This window comes from Mesorhizobium sp. f-mel (genome assembly GCF_053850215.1).
Map to the genome: position 1 here is coordinate 1 of NZ_JBSPTO010000052.1, position 15,581 is coordinate 15,581.

Below are 15,581 nucleotides of genomic sequence, written 5' to 3' on the forward strand. Positions count from 1 at the left end.
GCCGATCCAGATGCTGGCCTATTTCACCGCCGTGTTCATGGGCACCGACGTCGACCAGCCGCGCAACTTGGCGAAATCGGTGACTGTGGAATAGGCGCTTTTTTGGCGCATGCGCACTGGCTGCTCAGGACGCGCGGAAAGCTGCGCGTCCGCCCTTGCCGCTCCCTGCCAGCCTCGGGGCCTAGCATCGATCATCGAGCCCTCGAGGCATACGATCCGGAACTCCGGCGGACTCTCACGCCAAAGCGCCTGCGGGGCACGCAGGCTTCACGGTTGGCAATCACACGGCAAAGCGGCGGAAGATCAGGTGTAAATGGGTCGTCTACCGTCTGTGGTGTCGACCGGGCTGGCATAGACTAGGGCGGGGAGGGTCTGATCATCCGCTTGGCGGGCATTGGTCGCAGCCCCTGGCGCGGGTATCATTTTCCGTATCGCGTCGAATACAACGGATTGAGGGCAAAGAGCGGCGAAAGCCTGGACTTCATTGTCACCATTAGATTCCGCGGAGAGGTGATCCCTGCCTTGCCGTGAATTGGCTCCGCACTGATCCAAGCCCTTTTGCGGTGTGAATCGATCGTAGCCATTGCAGCGGTTCCTCTTCGTCTGCTGGCAAGCCGCGCTCGGCGTCCTCGAATGGATTGGGTCTGACCGAAGACCGGCTTCGCTCGATCGTCTTCCCGCAACGTCCGACGCTGGTTTTTTTCCGCCGCCGGCCCAAGAGGCCGGCTTTGCATCGCGAGACAAAAAAGCCAGCGTCAGCCGTCCTCCACTTCGTTTCAGCCCTTCGGGGTGCGGATCGATCGTCCTCGGTCTCACGACCACCATCGAGGCCGCGATGGGCGCGGCCCGATCAACAGAAGGAACCACCGCAATGGCTACGATCGGCATCTTCACCAGCACCGGAAAGGGCTTCAAGGGCTCCGTCAAGACCCTCAACCTCAACGTCAAGACCGTGGATTTTGTCCCCGCCGAAGGGGACAACGAAAAAGGTCCGGACTATCGCATCTTCGCCGGCGCCACCGAATTCGGGGCGGCATGGAAGAAGACCTCGCGCGAAGGACGTGACTATCACTCGGTCAAACTCGACGATCCAAGTTTCCCCGCTCCGATCTATGCGAGCCTGGTCGAGACCGAAACCCAGGGCGAGTTCTCGCTCATCTGGTCCCGCCGCGCCGCCGAGTGAAAGCGGCCTAACAAAAAAGGCCCCGGCGCGCCGCGCCGGGGCTTCACCATGCTCAGTCCGCCACCGCTCGATTGTAACCAGTTCGATGAGGCAGGCTAGGCCTTGGCGGCAACTTTGCGCGTTTTCTTGACCGGCGATTTTGCAGGTGCTGCTGTCACAGTCGCTGCAGCGACGCGAGGCATCCGTTTCGGGTTCTCCTCCTTGGCTGCTTCTGGTGCCGCCAGCTTGCGGCCGAGCCCGGCTGCCTTCGCCAGCGCCGAGCGGGCGGCGGCGTAGTTCGGCGCCACCATTGGATAGTCGGCAGGCAGGCTCCACTTTTGCCGGTATTCCTCAGGGCTCAGATGGTAGTGCGTGCTGAGATGCCGTTTCAGCGATTTGAAATTCTTCCCGTCTTCCAGGCAGATAATGTAGTCGGGCGTCACCGACTTCCTGATCGAAACGGCCGGTTCCAGTTTCACTACAGGTTCGGCCACGGGTGTGCCGACGTTCTGCAGAGCGACATGGATATCGCCGATCAGTTTCGGCAGCTCCGCCACCGGCAATGGATTGTTCGACACATAGGCGGAGACAATATCGGCAGCAATCGACACGAGATCGGTTTTGCCCTGTTGCTCATCGGATGCGATCATGCAGTTTCCTTCTTCGGGGTTCAATTACGTCAGCATGTTATTTGTGCGGTTTGTACAATAGATCAAGCGAATAATGATTGTTCGCTCCACAAATCTCTAAGGAGGCGACACTTCCAGGCAGAACCCCATTCCGATTTATTTTGGTCGCAGCGGAACAATCTGCCAACTGCCTTAAGGGAAGCGAGGAGACTTTCCCCTCGCTTCCCCGCCATTGCCGGCTGTGCAGAGCAGGGCCGCCGGCTCGCAAAGCGGCCGACCAATCGGCAACCACCGCGATCAATTCCATCCGCTCCGCTCGACCGTGCAGCCCGGCTCCGCGCGCCGGCAATGGCCCCCATCACTCCCGCGCGCTCACGCGCCCCCGGAAGGCATGCCGGAGGACATGCCTTCGGCATCGACTGAAAAAGGAGTGACCAATGAACATGATCACGAACACCAACAGTACAAGCAACAACCAGGAGCCCCCCGTTCCCGGCAGCTTTCGCGTCGACATTTCGCGCGGCGAGCGCATTGGGCGCGTTTCTTCGGAATGGTTCTCGCGTCCCGATGATGAGCGCTATCTTTCGCTGACCGAGCTCTATGATGCTGTGCGCACGCGTGCGGATCGTGCCACCGCGCGCACCGTCGAGAGCCGCGCCGTTCGCGTCGAGGCAAGCCGCGAGAATGCCGAACGGCTTTCGCTGATCGTTCCTGGACAGGAGCAGATGATCGCGCCCACACATTGGAGCTTCGGCCAACTGTGCAGCCTTGTCGGTGCACCCGCAACTTACATGCGTCAGCTTCCCGCACCGCTGGCAGGCATCAATCTCCAGCACGGCTTGCTCAGTCATCGCGCCGAGCTTGTGAAAACCCTTGAGGCGGAGGACGGACGCATCGAGCTTCGCGCTGTCACCGGGCCAGACTATGGCCGTATCTGGGATCATGAGCTTGTCGCAGCCGTCATGAAGATCGCGGGCAATGGCACCGGCGACACCATGTGGAAGGTGCCGGGGATGCTTGATTGGGCGACCATGACGCATAATCCCTTCGTGGACATCACGAAGGACACCACCACGCTTTACGCCAGTGACCGCGACGTGTTCCTGTTTCTGGTCGACGACACCCACCCCATCGAGGCAGGGCGCCTGCCGAACGGAGAGCCGGATTTGTATTTCCGGGGATTTTATTGCTGGAACAGCGAAGTCGGCAGCAAGACGCTTGGCATCGCCTCGTTCTACCTTCGCGCGGTTTGCATGAACCGCAACCTTTGGGGCGTCGAAGGCTTTGAGGAAATCAGCATCCGGCATTCGAAATTCGCCGCGCAGCGTTTTGCCCACGAGGCAGCACCGGCCTTGACCAGTTTCGCCAACTCCTCGCCGGCGCCGTTTATCGCTGGCATCAAGGCCGCGCGTGAGAAGATCGTCGCCCGCAGCGATGACGACCGCGAAACCTTCCTGCGCAAGCGAGGCTTCTCCAAGGCCGAAACCGGCAAGATCATCGCGGCCGTCTTGCAGGACGAAGGCCGGCCACCCGAAAGCATCTTCGATTTTGTACAGGGCATGACTGCGCATGCGCGTACCAAATCCCATCAGGACAGCCGGCTTGAGCTTGAAGGCAAGGCGAAGGTGTTGCTCGAAAAGGCAGTCTGACCGCGCGATGCTGCGCGGTCGAAATCCGGCCGCGCAGCCAATCACCAATTGTCGCGGATCTGGGAGGGCGATCGGCTGTAGCGGTTGCGCCTGGCAGGCTGCGCCGCTCGCCGGGCTCTGCCCGGCTCGCGATGCGACTGCAGTCTGATTGCGATGAGTGGCTGGTTATAAACACGACAAATCGGACTTTAGCGATCCTTTGACTTGCCGCTTTGAACTGCCACGACCTTGCTCAATATCTCATGCGGATCGAAGCCTATCGTTTCAGCCAGATCGAGAAATTCGACAACGTCGATTCGCCGGCCACCGGACTCGATGGCCGCGACCACCGATTGATATCTATCCAGCGCTTTCGCCAAATCAGCCTGGCTCAGGCCGGCTTTCCTACGCTTTTCAACGATCAGTTGGACCAGACGCACATGTCTTGGCGATCGAAGCGTCTTTTGCATTTGTGCCGGTCCTTGACGAAGCCGGCAGATCAATTAAATGGAAAATCGGATAACCAGAAAATCGGATAATCTGATCGCGTTCAGTCATAACGCATCGAGGTGATGGCCGTGTCACATCCAGGCGCCCAAATCAGGACTTGGCAGCACATCGAGGAGTGTGTCGGCGTACGAGATTGCCATGCTTAAACCTCTTCTCGATCCTGATGTCGCCGACGTCGCGCCAGACGCCTCAATCCTGACCGGCTACGACGAGGAGCATCTCCTCACCTACATTCGCCTGCTGGATGCAGCAGCCGAAAACGCCGACTGGCGTGAAGTGGCCAGGATCGTTCTGCATATCGATCCCGCGAAAGAGCCGGAACGGGCATTTCGAGCATGGGAAACACATCTCGCTCGCGCCCGGTGGATGACCACCAATGGCTATCGCTACCTCCTGGCCGGCGGTGCACCACACTAGGCACTTGAACCGGCGCTGTGCTCATTCAGCAAGGCGGTTTGCCGACTCTCTGACTACCCAAACCAACTGTTGCCTCGGAAGCTGATGGCGAAGCTCGCGGCAGACCGCGGGCCGGATGAGGACCGTTGCCATGTCGCGAAGCGATTGGACCGATCCGGCGGCATACGAGCACATGCGCGGCTACGAAGCCGAACAGTTTGCCGCCGAGTATCTGATCCGGAACGCTGATTTTGCCGCCGAATGTCAGCGGCTGGCATCAAGTCCACTGAGGACAGGAGAACTCGCCGGCTCGCCGGAATTCGCCGCACGTTGGGGCGCGCGATTTCAAAATCTTTGCTGACGAGCGTCTCTCACCCGAACACATCGTCTGGACGGAACAGGCCTCGCCTCGGGTTCTTCAAGCGACGAAGTTGGCAGCTTTCGCGGGTGCCTCGCAGCCTGTCCTTAGACAACTCAGCACAGCTCAAAGCTGGACCGAAGCCGAGCGGGTTCATGTTCTCTGGCCGCCGGCTCCGGAGACACATCACATCATCTCCAATGAACCAGGAGACCTGCTCGACATCAACGCTGTTGTCCTGCCGCTTGACGAGAATTTCGAAACCAGGATGGACGCCGCGCGCCGGCTCTGGCGGGCGCTGAATGGCCGTCGGCTCGGCACCCGGTATGGCTCACTGCCTCAACAGACCAGGCTGAGACACATTCTCAATCTCCGCACCTTCGATGGAAGGCACCAGCGGGCTCGTTACCGTCGGCTCGCCGAGGAACTGCTGTCCTGCGAGCCCATCGCTGCGCGCGATTGGCGCGACCATCACCTGCGCCACAAGGTGCGGGCGATCCTGCGACGGGCCGACCGCCTGGTGGCCGGCGGCTATCGGGACCTTCTCCTCTATCCGCAAAGCCGCCACCGCAGCTCGGAGTCATGAGGTCAGGCGCAGGATGAGTATAGCCTTCGCCAAGAACGCGACGAAGCAATCGATCGCTTTTCGATTAAGAGGATTGCGTGGTGCCCAAGCCAGAAAATCCTCAACCGACATCCATTCCCCGGGCTTTGAAGAAGAGTCACAGTGGATGAACTCAATACATGCTTGTAGCTCTTCAGGATCAAAAGCCAATTGCCACCTTCCGTCATCATCTTCGGCGAGACGGTAGCTGACAACGTGGCATGGACTTTCCTCTTTTGTGAGCAACAGTCCAAAGCACGGAGCTGAGGTCGGTCATCAGATCTTGGTATTGACCACGGGTAACCCATAGCCCCATTACATCGCCAGCTCGCTCTCCTAAGACGTATGCCGCGCCGTGGGACCATTGTCGGCGCAGATCGAGGCGCCTGGGGTAGCAAAAACACGCCCGCCGATCTTTGCCCTCCCTCCCTTTTTCTCAATTCGGCCATCGTCCATTTCGCGCGTCCCGGCAGGCCAGGACGACAGCAGAACCGAATGGAGATCGAGCGATGTCGAAGGGTCCCGCGGACGCGCCCCACAAATATGTTCGGACCAAGGAGGCCGCGCCTATCGTTGGCCTCTGCGCCCGGACACTGGAAAAACACCGGACCTACGGCACCGGTCCCAAATACTGCAAGGTTGGCGGCCGCGTGCTCTACGACATCGATGACCTGCATGCCTGGATCGAGCTCGGCGCCCGCACCTCCACCAGCGACACAAACGCCACCCACGTCCCGCCGGCCAAGCCGCATGCGGCCCGCGCGCCGGCCTATGCAGGCAAGTCGCGCTGAGCCTTGCAGCTGCGGGATCTGGACATGCGGCCACCCCCGACAGATCTGGAGCCGATTGCGCTGTTTCATGCGCGCCCCGGCAAGATGGCCTTGCGCGACGCACAGGACCTGATGGCCTGGCCATTCTTCTCGCTCGCCAAATCGCGGCGCGTCACCCCGATCGACTTTCGCATGGGCGAGATCGCCATCCGTGTCGAGGCGACCGCCGAGCACGGAATGGCGACCATCTGGGATGCCGATATCCTGATCTGGGCCGCCTCTCAGATCGTCGATGCCCGAGACAATGGGCTGCGAACCTCGCGCATGATGGCCGCGACGCCGCACGAAATCCTGACCTTCATCGGTCGCGGCACGTCAGCCCGTGAGTACCTGCTGCTCAAGGCAGCGCTCGACCGCCTCCAGTCGACCACCGTCGCCACCTCGATCCGCCAACCTACCGAGCGGCGCATGCACCGCTTCTCCTGGATCAACGAATGGAAGGAGCGGGCCGACCATCGCGCTCGACCGCTTGGTATCGAGCTTGTCCTGCCCGACTGGTTCTATTCCGGCATCATGGGCGACGCCTTCGTGCTCACCATCGACCGTGCCTATTTCGACCTGACAGGCGGCATCGAGCGCTGGCTCTATCGTCTCGTGCGAAAACATGGCGGCCGGCAGGCGCATGGTTGGTCATTCGACCTGCACCATCTCCACGCAAAATCCGGCAGCCTGTCTGCCTACAAGCGCTTTGCCTTCGAGGTTCGTGGCATCGTTCGCCGGCAATCCTTGCCGGGGTATCGCCTGACGCTGGGCATGACGAAGGCCGGCGAACCTCTTCTCACTTTCAAGGCCTGCCATCCCGACCTTTTCAACCGCTTCGGCAAGGCCAGGGCCCCGGAGGACAAGCTGTGAATCAACTCGTCACTTCAGGAACCCGAAGACACGGGATTTCGGGAACCCGATCCCCGTCATTTCAGGAACCTAGATCGCAATCAACCCATGGAAGCGAAAGCCGAATTCGCGCCTCTAACTTATCTAACCCGGAATCCTTCGGATTCTTTCTAACGGAACGCTCGGTTCCGGAAGACTGTGGACGACGTTGGCGATGCGCTCTCCGGATCGTCTGCAGAGGTATCAACCCCGAGCCAGCCGCTCCTTCAACGGGGTGGCAGGCCGTTGCGGCTGCCCACCTCCTGCAGGGAAGGACGGCATGAGCGAACTAACCTATGTCGAGCTGCTCTGGGTGAAGAAGCGGATCGAGAACTACATCCGCTTCGGCAAAGCCGTCGAGAACAGGATCGTCGACAGGACCCGCCGCGTCGTCGCCTTCGCGCCCGGTAGCATCTTCGCCTTCGTCCGCTGGGCGGCGAATGACTTTGGCACCGTCGCCTCGCGCATCGACATTCTGCGCGCCGTCGGCACAGGCAAGCGCTGCTCGACCGTCGCCCATGTGCGGCCGGGCGCCGACATCCTGCTCACCGCCATCGGATGGCCGAAGGTTGAGAGGGTGCTGGAGATCATCGATGCCGTCGAGGCACTCGGCATCGACGCGATAGACGTCTCGCCGGAGTATTGGCGTCACGTCCACAGTCGCCTTGTCGCACGCGAAAGCCCCAGGCCTTACACACGGCAGCGGCATGAAGCGTGGCTGCTGCGCCGGCGGATTGAGCCATGAGCGCCCGCGGCAAAATCATCGGGGGAATGCTCGGCGGTGCGGCATTGATCGTCGCGCCGGCGTTAAGCGGACCTACTCCGTGGCTGATCTGGAACGCGTCGGCAAGCGTTCCGATCGGACTATATCGCATCAAGCAAGGTGGCACGCCTAAGGTCGGCGACCTCGCAGTCGTTATGCCATCCGAAGCGCTGGCCGGCTTGCTGGCCGAGCGGCGACATCTGCCGCGCGGCGTACCGCTGTTGAAGCACATCCTGGCGCGCGGCGGACAAATGGTTTGCCGCCGTGGGGCGGCCATCATCGCGCACGGCAAGATCTACGGCAGCGCGCTCGAGCGCGACAGTCGCGGCCGGCCGCTGCCTGCTTGGCGCGGCTGCCATGTGCTTGCCGAAGGCGAAGTGTTCCTCATGAACTGGGATGCGGCCGACAGTTTTGACAGCCGCTATTTCGGCCCACTCCCAATCACCAGCATCGTCGGCCGCGCGGTCCCCATCTGGATCATCGACCGCACATCTCCGGCGCCGGATGCTTCCGGCGAACCGGCTCCCGGCGAGCCGTGACGGCTCGTTTCTATCACCACGAAAGGACAATCCGCATGAGTCAGATCGGCACCTTCACTCGGAACAATGACGGCTTCTTCGGCAACATCTGCACGCTGACGATTGACGCCAAGCTCGCCATCTTGCCTGTCGAGAAGTCGGACGCGGAAAATGCCCCCGAACACCGCATCTATTGCGACGGCGTCGAGATCGGGGCGGCGTGGGACCGCACCGGCGAGAAGGCAGGCGCCTATCTCTCGGTGCTCATCGACGATCCGTCGTTCACGCAGCCGATCCGCGCCAACCTCTTCCAGGTCGCCACCGAAAAGGACGTCTGGAATCTACACTGGAGCCGGCCGTCGAAGCGCGAAGAGCGAGCCTGACTTCGATGTTTCGATCGGGAATTATCGATCTTGCCCAGGCAAACCCTTTGATCGATCGAATGCCGGTCAAACCCTTCGACCCGACCGCCTGTCAGGCGGCCGTCGCGCGCAGCGAAGGTCAAGGGCGGCCGAACGCTTCTCCATCGACTGAAGTGCTATTTGCGCTGTCATGCATGAGAAGCATGATCGGCCGGCGAAGCCTTGCCCTTGCCCGAAGCGAGCACGATGGCAGGCTTTTGGCACGTCGGGATGGTGGTGCGCGCGTCACCACTCGCCAATGCGTGGCGATGTTCTCAGCATGCGCGTTGCTCATGCTTGGTTCTGCGGCCGGCGCAGCGGAAGCGCCGTCGGAACCGGTGCCAAAATCGTGCGCCGGGACAACAATCGCAAAGAATGAAAACTGGTCCAACTACGTCTGCGAGGCCGCCAAACGCTTTGACCTTCCCGAGCACCTGATAGGGGCGGTCATGCATGTCGAGAGCGGCGGGGATGTCCGGGCCATCTCACCCAAATCTGCGGTTGGCCTGATGCAGATCATGCCCGCCACGTGGGCCGAACTGCGCATCAAACATGGTCTCGGAACCGATCCGTTCAATCCGCGAGAGAACATCCTGGCTGGTGCGGCGTATCTCCGCGAGATGTTCGATCGCTTCGGTCCGAAGGGATTTCTTGCCGCCTACAACGCCGGACCACAACGCTATCAGGAGCATCTTTCGACTGGTCGTCAGCTGCCTCGAGAGACGATCGACTACGTCGCGAAACTTAGGCCGCTGATCAAGGGAGCTGTTGATATCCCGCCCCGCTCGGAACGATTGGGAAATCGGTCGAGCGCAGATGGTTCGCAGCTTTTTGATCGCGACTTTGCTCGGATAAATGACGTCGGATGGCGCGGTAGAAGAGGTTTCGATTCCGTCGACCGAACGGTCTTCACGGAGATCCGTTCCGCCAACATGCCGCCGCGGATCGACACAGCGGTGGACGATCTCACGGCGCTTGAGCCGACGCCGAATGTTGGTTCTGAAGTTGCTCGTCCTGCACCGAACTTAGCCGGGAACAGCCTCTTCATCCCACGATCGCGCGGTGCATCGCAATGAACGCTGGACCTCGCGTAAATTGCACTCTGACCTGCTCTGTCGCACGATTGACGGCGAAAGTGCTGGCACTCACGGAAGTCGGGGAGGGATGGCAAGATAAAAGGCCGCGATGTGCGGCTCGGTCGGTCGGTTGTTTTGGTTGCCTTTTCTCGAGCTTTCCGCACATCGCCAGAAGTTCCCGCACATCGCCCGACTTGATTTTCTGCAACGGTTTCAACGTGATCCGCACATCGCGGGTGAAACGTCGTGAGAGGTGATGACGATTTCCGCGTGCGGCCAGGCCGTATCCGCTCGCGCCAGAGCCAAAGGGCACGGCCCTTCATCGCTCAGGCGCTCGCCGCCGCGCAAAAAGCTGGCGGGAGGATCTCTCGCGACGGCAGTATCACTGCCGGGCGCGGCTCATATTTCGGACGAGGCCGGGTGGCGAGCCTTCGTGCCAATCGCTTCATTACCAGCCGCTCTCGATCCTGCACAGTCAAGGCGCTCGTGGTCCGTCATCACAAGAGACAGAATGGCCCGCTTGCGCGACACCTCAATTATCTGCGTCGCGAAGGGGTCACCCGCGACGGCGAGAAGGCGCGCATGTTTGGTCTGGAAACCGACGATGCCGACGTCAAGGATTTCGCCGAGCGCTGCGAGGATGATCGGCACCATTTTCGCTTCATCGTCTCGCCCGAGGACGCGGTGGAGATGGCCGATCTCAAGATCTTCGCCCGCGACCTCATGGGGCAGATGGAAAAGGACTTGGGCACCAACCTAGATTGGCTGGCCGTCGACCATTGGAACACCGACAATCCCCACGTTCACATTATCCTGCGCGGCAAAGCTGGGGGCGGTCAGGATCTCGTCATCTCTCGCGACTACATAAAAAATGGGATTCGCAGTCGTGCGCAGGATCTGATCACTCAGGAGCTTGGCCCAAGGACCGATCGTGAAATTCGTCGTGCATTCCATCAACAAATTGAGGCCGAACGCTGGACACATCTCGACCGCCAGCTTGTTCGTGAAATCGACAGGCATGGCATTATCGACGTCGCGCCCGTCGCGGACCGAAAGCCTGATGAGTATCTCGCGGTGAAGGTCGGCCGATTGCGTAAATTGGAAAGCCTCGGCCTCGCGCACCCGATCGGTGCAGGCCAATGGACAATGGTAGCCGAGGCCGAAGCTACCCTGCGAGCGCTCGGCGAGCGAGGCGACATCATCAAGCGCATGCATCGCAGCCTTACCGAGCATGGGCTCGACAGAGGCGCTGCCGACCAAGTTTTCGCGGGCGAGGCGAGCGAGGTCCCGATCATCGGCAGGCTCATGGAACGAGGCCTCGATGACGAGTTGCGCGCTTCTGCTTACGCAATTGTCGACGGCATCGATGGACGAACTCATTACATCCGCTTTCAAGATCTCGATGCCACCGGAGACTCTGCACCAGGTTCCATCGTCGAGCTTCGGCGTTACGAAGATGGAAAAGGCCGCAGCCGCGTCGCCCTAGCTGTCCGTTCTGATCTCTCGATCGAAGAACAGGTCCGTGCTGACGGCGCGACTTGGCTCGACCGGCAACTGGTCGCGCATGGACCAACCAACTTAGGCGAGGGCGGATTTGCACAGCAGGTCAAACAGGCGCTGGAGAATCGCACCCAGCACCTTGTCGAGCAAGGCTTAGCGCGGCGCGAGGCTGACCGTGTCGTACTTGCGCGCAACCTGATTGCAGCGCTTCGCGCTCGCGAGGTTGATGCACTCGGTGAGCAACTGGCCGCCGGGACAGGTCTGTCCTTCATGAAGGCTGCTGAGGGCGAGCAAATTGCTGGTACCTACCGGCGGCGCTTCTCTCTTGCCTCAGGCCGGTTCGCGATGATCGATGACGGGCTCGGCTTCAAGCTCGTGCCCTGGTCACCTGCACTCGACAAACACCTCGGCAGTCACCTCAATGGCGTCATGCGGGCCGGGGGTGGTGTGGATTGGGCTCTCGGCAGGAAACGAGGGCTAGGGCTGTGAGGAGGGCAGCTAAGCCGCTCGCGAACGCGCCCTGCTGGACGAGCGGTATAGCGGCAGCCATCGACGCGTTCTCCGAAGGAGCGATCGCCGCTCTGTCACAGGGAACCGAACACCGATGATTTGATGAACCGGCGTGCGCTCGTTGAGAAAAGCGCGCGCTCAGGAACATCGCGCCAAGTTGCCGCACACTCTCGCATCATGGCGCATCGTCAGCCCGCACATCCCGGAGAGCAAGGCTATCATGACGACAGCTTCACCAGACGAGGGGAACGAACTCAGGCTGTCCTTGGCTCTTCGACGATGCGTGCGTTCGAGCTTGCTCGGAGAAGATTTCTGTCCATCCATTCGTGAAGAAGGTCTCGCAATCGACACTTAATGTCGGGTTGGTCGCGTTCGCAACACGGTGGTGTTCGGTCGAGCGCTTTTCATTTCGAAAAAACGGTTCCTGTGCAGTTGGCATCACGATTGCATCTAACGCCTCGACCCGCGCGCGGCCGTATTTGTTTTGTTTTTTCCATCGCGATGAATGTCAGGAAGCAAGGTGACCAACATGTCGAAATCTGCCTCAGAGAGATCATGCGCGCCCGAAGCCAGCGTTGGCTTTGGCGTCAACCGCCTGCGATCTCGATATTGCGCGGAGACGCCGACCTGGTTCAAACAGCTCCCGAAGCCAGCTTCGACATCCGCACTTGATACTCTCCGCGCCTTGCTCTTCACAGCCGCCCTGACGCTGGTCGGCCCCGCGCTCGCCGCCGACGGCGGCAAGGTGACGGATTTCTTGCTCGATAATGGCATGGAAGTGATCGTCATTCCCGACCATCGCGTGCCGATCGTCACCCATATGGTCTGGTACAAGAACGGCAGCGCCGACGAGCCGTCAGGCAAATCCGGCATCGCCCATTTCTTCGAGCATCTGATGTTCAAGGCCACGACCAATCACGCGACCGGCGAGTTAGCCAGCGCCGTCTCTGACATAGGCGGCTCCAACAACGCCTTCACCTCCTCCGATTACACCGCCTACTTCGAGATGACGGCGCCGTCTGCGCTGGAGCTGATGATGAGCTTCGAGGCCGACCGCATGCGCAACCTCATCCTCACCGACGACGTCATCAAGACCGAGCGCGATGTGATCCTCGAGGAGCGCCGCTCGCGCATCGACAACAACCCGCAGGCCGTGCTCGACGAAGAGGTCGAGGCCACGCTGTGGCAGAACCAGCCCTACCGCATTCCGGTCATCGGCTGGATGCAGGAGATGGAGCAGCTCAACCGCACCGACGCCGTCGCCTTCTACAACAAGTACTACCGGCCCAACAACGCGGTGCTGATCGTGGCCGGCGATGTCGAACCGGAAACGGTGAAGGCGCTGGCCGAGAAGACCTATGGCAAGGTGGCCCGCGGGCCGGACCTGCCACCACGCGTCCGCCCGGTCGAGCCGGAGCAAAACACCAAGCGCACCGTGACGCTCTCCGACGCCCGCGTCAGCGTGCCGAGTTTCTCGACCCAATGGGTCGTGCCCTCCTACCGGACGGCCAAGCCGGGCGAGGCTGAAGCGCTCGACCTGCTGGCCGAAGTTCTCGGCGGCGGCAACCGCAGCCGGCTTTACCAGGCGCTTGTCGTCAAGCAGGGCATCGCTTCCAGCGCCGGCGCGGACTTCGAGGGCACCATGCTCGACGATACCAATTTCACCGTCTACGGCGCGCCGCGCGGCGACGCCACGCTCGCCGACGTCGAATCCGCGATCGATGCGGAGGTGGCGCGCATCGCCAGCGACGGCGTCACCCCGGAAGAACTCGAAAGAGCCAAGGACCGCCATGTCAGGTCGATGATCCTTGCCCGCGACAACCAGGGCTCCATGGCCAGCATCTATGGTTCGACGCTCGCCACGGGCGGCAATGTCCAGGACGTGCAGGAATGGCCGGATCGCATCCGCAAGATCACCACCGACGAGGTCAAGGCCGTTGCCGCGCGCTACCTGGTATTGGCGCACTCGACTACCGGCTATCTCTTGCCGCAACCAAAGACGGAGAATTGATGTGTTGACCAGTGAGCATTTCCGAGTTTTCTCTTCTCGCGCAAAGGCAGAGGGGAACGGCTGGCACGCTTTCGCCACACTCTTCCTCTCTATCGTCTTCCTGGTCCTGCCGGCGCTTGCCGCCCGCGCCACGGAAATCCAGTCCGTCACCTCATCCAAGGGTATCACCGCCTGGCTGGTGGAGGACTATTCCGTCCCGGTCGTCGCCGTCCGCTTCGATTTCCGCGGCGGCACGACGCAAGATCCGCCGGGCAAGGAAGGCCTGGCCAATCTGATGACCGGCCTGTTCAATGAGGGCGCCGGCCCTCTCGATTCGGAAGCCTTCAACATCAAGCTCGACGATGCCGGCGCCGAGATGAGCCTCAACGCGACCCGCGATGGCATCTACGGCTCCATGCGCATGCTGGCCGAACAGCGCGACGAAGCTTTCGACCTGTTGCGGCTGGCGGTCAACGAGCCGCGCTTCGACCAGGCGCCGATCGACCGCATCCGCTCGCAGATCCTGTCCGGCATTATCGCCAACGAAAATGACCCCGACACGGTGGCGGAGAACCAATGGGCGCGCGCCGTCTATGGCGATCACCCCTATTCGCGCTCCGACCAGGGTACGAGGCAGAGCATCGACGCCATCACGCGGGCCGACCTACAGGCTATGCACAAGGCGGTGTTCGCGCGCGGCGGCCTGCATGTCGCCGTGGTCGGGGCCATCGACGCCGAGACGCTGAAGAAGAAGCTGGACATGGTGTTCGGCGACCTGCCGCAGAACCAGGCGCTCGCTCCGGTCGCCGACGTCACGCCTGCTCTGGCGCAGCATGTCGAGGTCAGCTACGACCTGCCGCAGACCTCGCTGCAACTCGCCTGGCCCGGCGTGAAGCGCAACGCGGCGGATTTCTTCCCCGCGGTTTTGATGAACCAGATCCTCGGCGGCCCCTTCACCTCGCGCCTGTGGCAGGAAGTGCGCGAAACGCGCGGGCTGGCGTACAGCGTCAGCTCCTCGCTGACCAACCAGGACCATGCCGACGCCCTGATCGTAACCACCGCCACACGCTCGGACCGCGCCACAGAGACGCTTGGTATCGTGCGGGACGTCGTCAAGCGGCTGGCCGAGGACGGCCCGACCGAGGGCGAACTGGCGGCGACCAAGAAATATCTGATCGGCGCCTATGCGATCAACAATCTGAATTCGTCGAGTTCCATCGCCGCGACGCTGGTCGAACTGCAGCTCGACGATCTCGGCATCGACCACATGCAGCGTCGCACCGGTTACATCAACGCGGTGACGCTCGATCAGGTCAAGGCGGTGGCAAAGAAGCTCCTGAGCGCCGAGCCGACCATCATGGTGGTCGGACCTCCGCTGGCCGCTGCCGGAAAGGGATGAGCCCGACTTTTGGGATCGCGTCGGCGGCTGTGGCGCGGGGCTTGGTGCAAATCCCCGAGGCCGGGAGGAACTTGGCACCCGGCCAGTGGCGATCGCCGGCTCGTCCATCGGGGCCATCATGGGCGTCGGCATGGGCTCCGCGTTGGCGGGCCAACATCCGCGCCTGTGCCTGCTCGATCCTTCAGCCGCCGCGGAAGCTGCCGGTCACCTTCCGCCCTTCCATCGCTTAGAGAGTGAAGTGCCACCATGTCCGAACAAACCCTTGGCGACGCTGCCGATGTGGCGCGTCGATCACATCGAGCCCTCGCCGGAGATGTTGGCGCTATGCGCCAACGGTCCGATCCACCGCGTGCGCTTCCCGTCCGGGCATGAAGGCTGGTGGGTGACAGGCTACGATGAGGCCAAGGCGGTGCTGTCCGACGCGGCGTTCCGGCCCG

General features: G+C 61.5%; 16 protein-coding genes and 1 pseudogene. 15 read left to right on the forward strand and 2 right to left on the reverse strand.

The window, feature by feature from the left end; all coding sequences use genetic code 11:
• The first annotated feature begins 871 nt into the window (after positions 1-871).
• Positions 872-1,183 (forward strand): DUF736 domain-containing protein, encoded by a 312-nt coding sequence (locus ACWUKX_RS30115; RefSeq protein ID WP_027155807.1) that lies wholly within the window; start codon positions 872-874, stop codon positions 1,181-1,183.
• A gap of 95 nt (positions 1,184-1,278) precedes the next feature.
• On the opposite strand, the gene ACWUKX_RS30120 is transcribed toward ACWUKX_RS30115, so the two are convergent.
• Positions 1,279-1,812, reverse strand: coding sequence for a MucR family transcriptional regulator (locus tag ACWUKX_RS30120; RefSeq protein ID WP_456010302.1), 534 nt, complete (start codon positions 1,810-1,812; stop codon positions 1,279-1,281).
• 422 nt (positions 1,813-2,234) lie between these two features.
• On the opposite strand from ACWUKX_RS30120, the gene ACWUKX_RS30125 reads away from it, so the two are divergent.
• Positions 2,235-3,440, forward strand: a complete 1,206-nt coding sequence (locus tag ACWUKX_RS30125) for a DUF932 domain-containing protein (protein ID WP_456010319.1) — start codon at positions 2,235-2,237, stop codon at positions 3,438-3,440.
• 188 nt (positions 3,441-3,628) lie between these two features.
• Here ACWUKX_RS30125 and ACWUKX_RS30130 read toward each other — a convergent pair whose 3' ends face one another.
• Positions 3,629-3,889, reverse strand: coding sequence for a helix-turn-helix domain-containing protein (locus tag ACWUKX_RS30130; protein WP_456010303.1), 261 nt, complete (start codon positions 3,887-3,889; stop codon positions 3,629-3,631).
• Between the two features lie 178 nt (positions 3,890-4,067).
• Here ACWUKX_RS30130 and ACWUKX_RS30135 point away from each other — a divergent pair, with 178 nt between their 5' ends.
• From ACWUKX_RS30135 to ACWUKX_RS30195, 13 genes and pseudogenes are all read left to right on the forward strand, one after another.
• Complete coding sequence (locus tag ACWUKX_RS30135; RefSeq protein WP_456010304.1) at positions 4,068-4,346, forward strand: DNA -binding domain-containing protein; 279 nt, start codon at positions 4,068-4,070, stop codon at positions 4,344-4,346.
• A 130-nt stretch (positions 4,347-4,476) separates the two neighbouring features.
• Positions 4,477-4,686 carry a transcriptional regulator domain-containing protein gene (locus ACWUKX_RS30140; protein ID WP_456010305.1) on the forward strand — a complete coding sequence of 70 codons (210 nt, stop codon included), beginning with the start codon at positions 4,477-4,479 and terminating at the stop codon, positions 4,684-4,686.
• A gap of 70 nt (positions 4,687-4,756) precedes the next feature.
• On the forward strand, positions 4,757-5,269 hold the full coding sequence (locus tag ACWUKX_RS30145) for a DUF2285 domain-containing protein (protein WP_456010306.1): 513 nt from the start codon (positions 4,757-4,759) through the stop codon (positions 5,267-5,269).
• A 527-nt stretch (positions 5,270-5,796) separates the two neighbouring features.
• A complete protein-coding gene (locus tag ACWUKX_RS30150; protein ID WP_456010308.1) occupies positions 5,797-6,078 on the forward strand; it encodes a helix-turn-helix transcriptional regulator in 282 nt (93 codons plus the stop codon).
• Positions 6,079-6,102: 24 nt separating this feature from the next.
• Complete coding sequence (locus ACWUKX_RS30155; RefSeq protein ID WP_456010310.1) at positions 6,103-6,969, forward strand: replication initiator protein A; 867 nt, start codon at positions 6,103-6,105, stop codon at positions 6,967-6,969.
• A gap of 298 nt (positions 6,970-7,267) precedes the next feature.
• On the forward strand, positions 7,268-7,732 hold the full coding sequence (locus ACWUKX_RS30160; RefSeq protein WP_456010312.1) for a DUF2840 domain-containing protein: 465 nt from the start codon (positions 7,268-7,270) through the stop codon (positions 7,730-7,732).
• Positions 7,729-8,289, forward strand: coding sequence for a S26 family signal peptidase (locus tag ACWUKX_RS30165; RefSeq protein WP_455850776.1), 561 nt, complete (start codon positions 7,729-7,731; stop codon positions 8,287-8,289). The genes ACWUKX_RS30160 and ACWUKX_RS30165 overlap by 4 nt, the downstream gene beginning before the upstream one ends.
• A gap of 35 nt (positions 8,290-8,324) precedes the next feature.
• Positions 8,325-8,651 (forward strand): DUF736 domain-containing protein, encoded by a 327-nt coding sequence (locus ACWUKX_RS30170; protein WP_027155816.1) that lies wholly within the window; start codon positions 8,325-8,327, stop codon positions 8,649-8,651.
• 59 nt (positions 8,652-8,710) lie between these two features.
• Positions 8,711-9,745 carry a lytic transglycosylase domain-containing protein gene (locus ACWUKX_RS30175; RefSeq protein ID WP_456010314.1) on the forward strand — a complete coding sequence of 345 codons (1,035 nt, stop codon included), beginning with the start codon at positions 8,711-8,713 and terminating at the stop codon, positions 9,743-9,745.
• A gap of 246 nt (positions 9,746-9,991) precedes the next feature.
• Complete coding sequence (locus tag ACWUKX_RS30180) at positions 9,992-11,734, forward strand: relaxase/mobilization nuclease domain-containing protein (protein ID WP_456010316.1); 1,743 nt, start codon at positions 9,992-9,994, stop codon at positions 11,732-11,734.
• Between the two features lie 706 nt (positions 11,735-12,440).
• Positions 12,441-13,766 (forward strand): M16 family metallopeptidase, encoded by a 1,326-nt coding sequence (locus ACWUKX_RS30185; RefSeq protein WP_456010317.1) that lies wholly within the window; start codon positions 12,441-12,443, stop codon positions 13,764-13,766.
• Between the two features lie 91 nt (positions 13,767-13,857).
• A complete protein-coding gene (locus ACWUKX_RS30190; RefSeq protein WP_456010321.1) occupies positions 13,858-15,144 on the forward strand; it encodes a M16 family metallopeptidase in 1,287 nt (428 codons plus the stop codon).
• Between the two features lie 85 nt (positions 15,145-15,229).
• Positions 15,230-15,581 (forward strand): annotated as a pseudogene (locus ACWUKX_RS30195) (hypothetical protein); the annotation flags it as partial.

Excerpts from the sequence above, each read along its gene's own strand:
- ACWUKX_RS30115 (WP_027155807.1), top strand. The coding sequence starts at position 872 with ATGGCTACGATCGGCATCTTCACCAGCACCGGAAAGGGCTTCAAGGGC.
- ACWUKX_RS30120 (WP_456010302.1), bottom strand. The coding sequence starts at position 1,812 with ATGATCGCATCCGATGAGCAACAGGGCAAAACCGATCTCGTGTCGATT.
- ACWUKX_RS30125 (WP_456010319.1), top strand. The coding sequence starts at position 2,235 with ATGATCACGAACACCAACAGTACAAGCAACAACCAGGAGCCCCCCGTT.
- ACWUKX_RS30130 (WP_456010303.1), bottom strand. The coding sequence starts at position 3,889 with ATGCAAAAGACGCTTCGATCGCCAAGACATGTGCGTCTGGTCCAACTG.
- ACWUKX_RS30135 (WP_456010304.1), top strand. The coding sequence starts at position 4,068 with ATGCTTAAACCTCTTCTCGATCCTGATGTCGCCGACGTCGCGCCAGAC.
- ACWUKX_RS30140 (WP_456010305.1), top strand. The coding sequence starts at position 4,477 with ATGTCGCGAAGCGATTGGACCGATCCGGCGGCATACGAGCACATGCGC.
- ACWUKX_RS30150 (WP_456010308.1), top strand. The coding sequence starts at position 5,797 with ATGTCGAAGGGTCCCGCGGACGCGCCCCACAAATATGTTCGGACCAAG.
- ACWUKX_RS30155 (WP_456010310.1), top strand. The coding sequence starts at position 6,103 with ATGCGGCCACCCCCGACAGATCTGGAGCCGATTGCGCTGTTTCATGCG.
- ACWUKX_RS30160 (WP_456010312.1), top strand. The coding sequence starts at position 7,268 with ATGAGCGAACTAACCTATGTCGAGCTGCTCTGGGTGAAGAAGCGGATC.
- ACWUKX_RS30165 (WP_455850776.1), top strand. The coding sequence starts at position 7,729 with ATGAGCGCCCGCGGCAAAATCATCGGGGGAATGCTCGGCGGTGCGGCA.
- ACWUKX_RS30170 (WP_027155816.1), top strand. The coding sequence starts at position 8,325 with ATGAGTCAGATCGGCACCTTCACTCGGAACAATGACGGCTTCTTCGGC.
- ACWUKX_RS30175 (WP_456010314.1), top strand. The coding sequence starts at position 8,711 with ATGCCGGTCAAACCCTTCGACCCGACCGCCTGTCAGGCGGCCGTCGCG.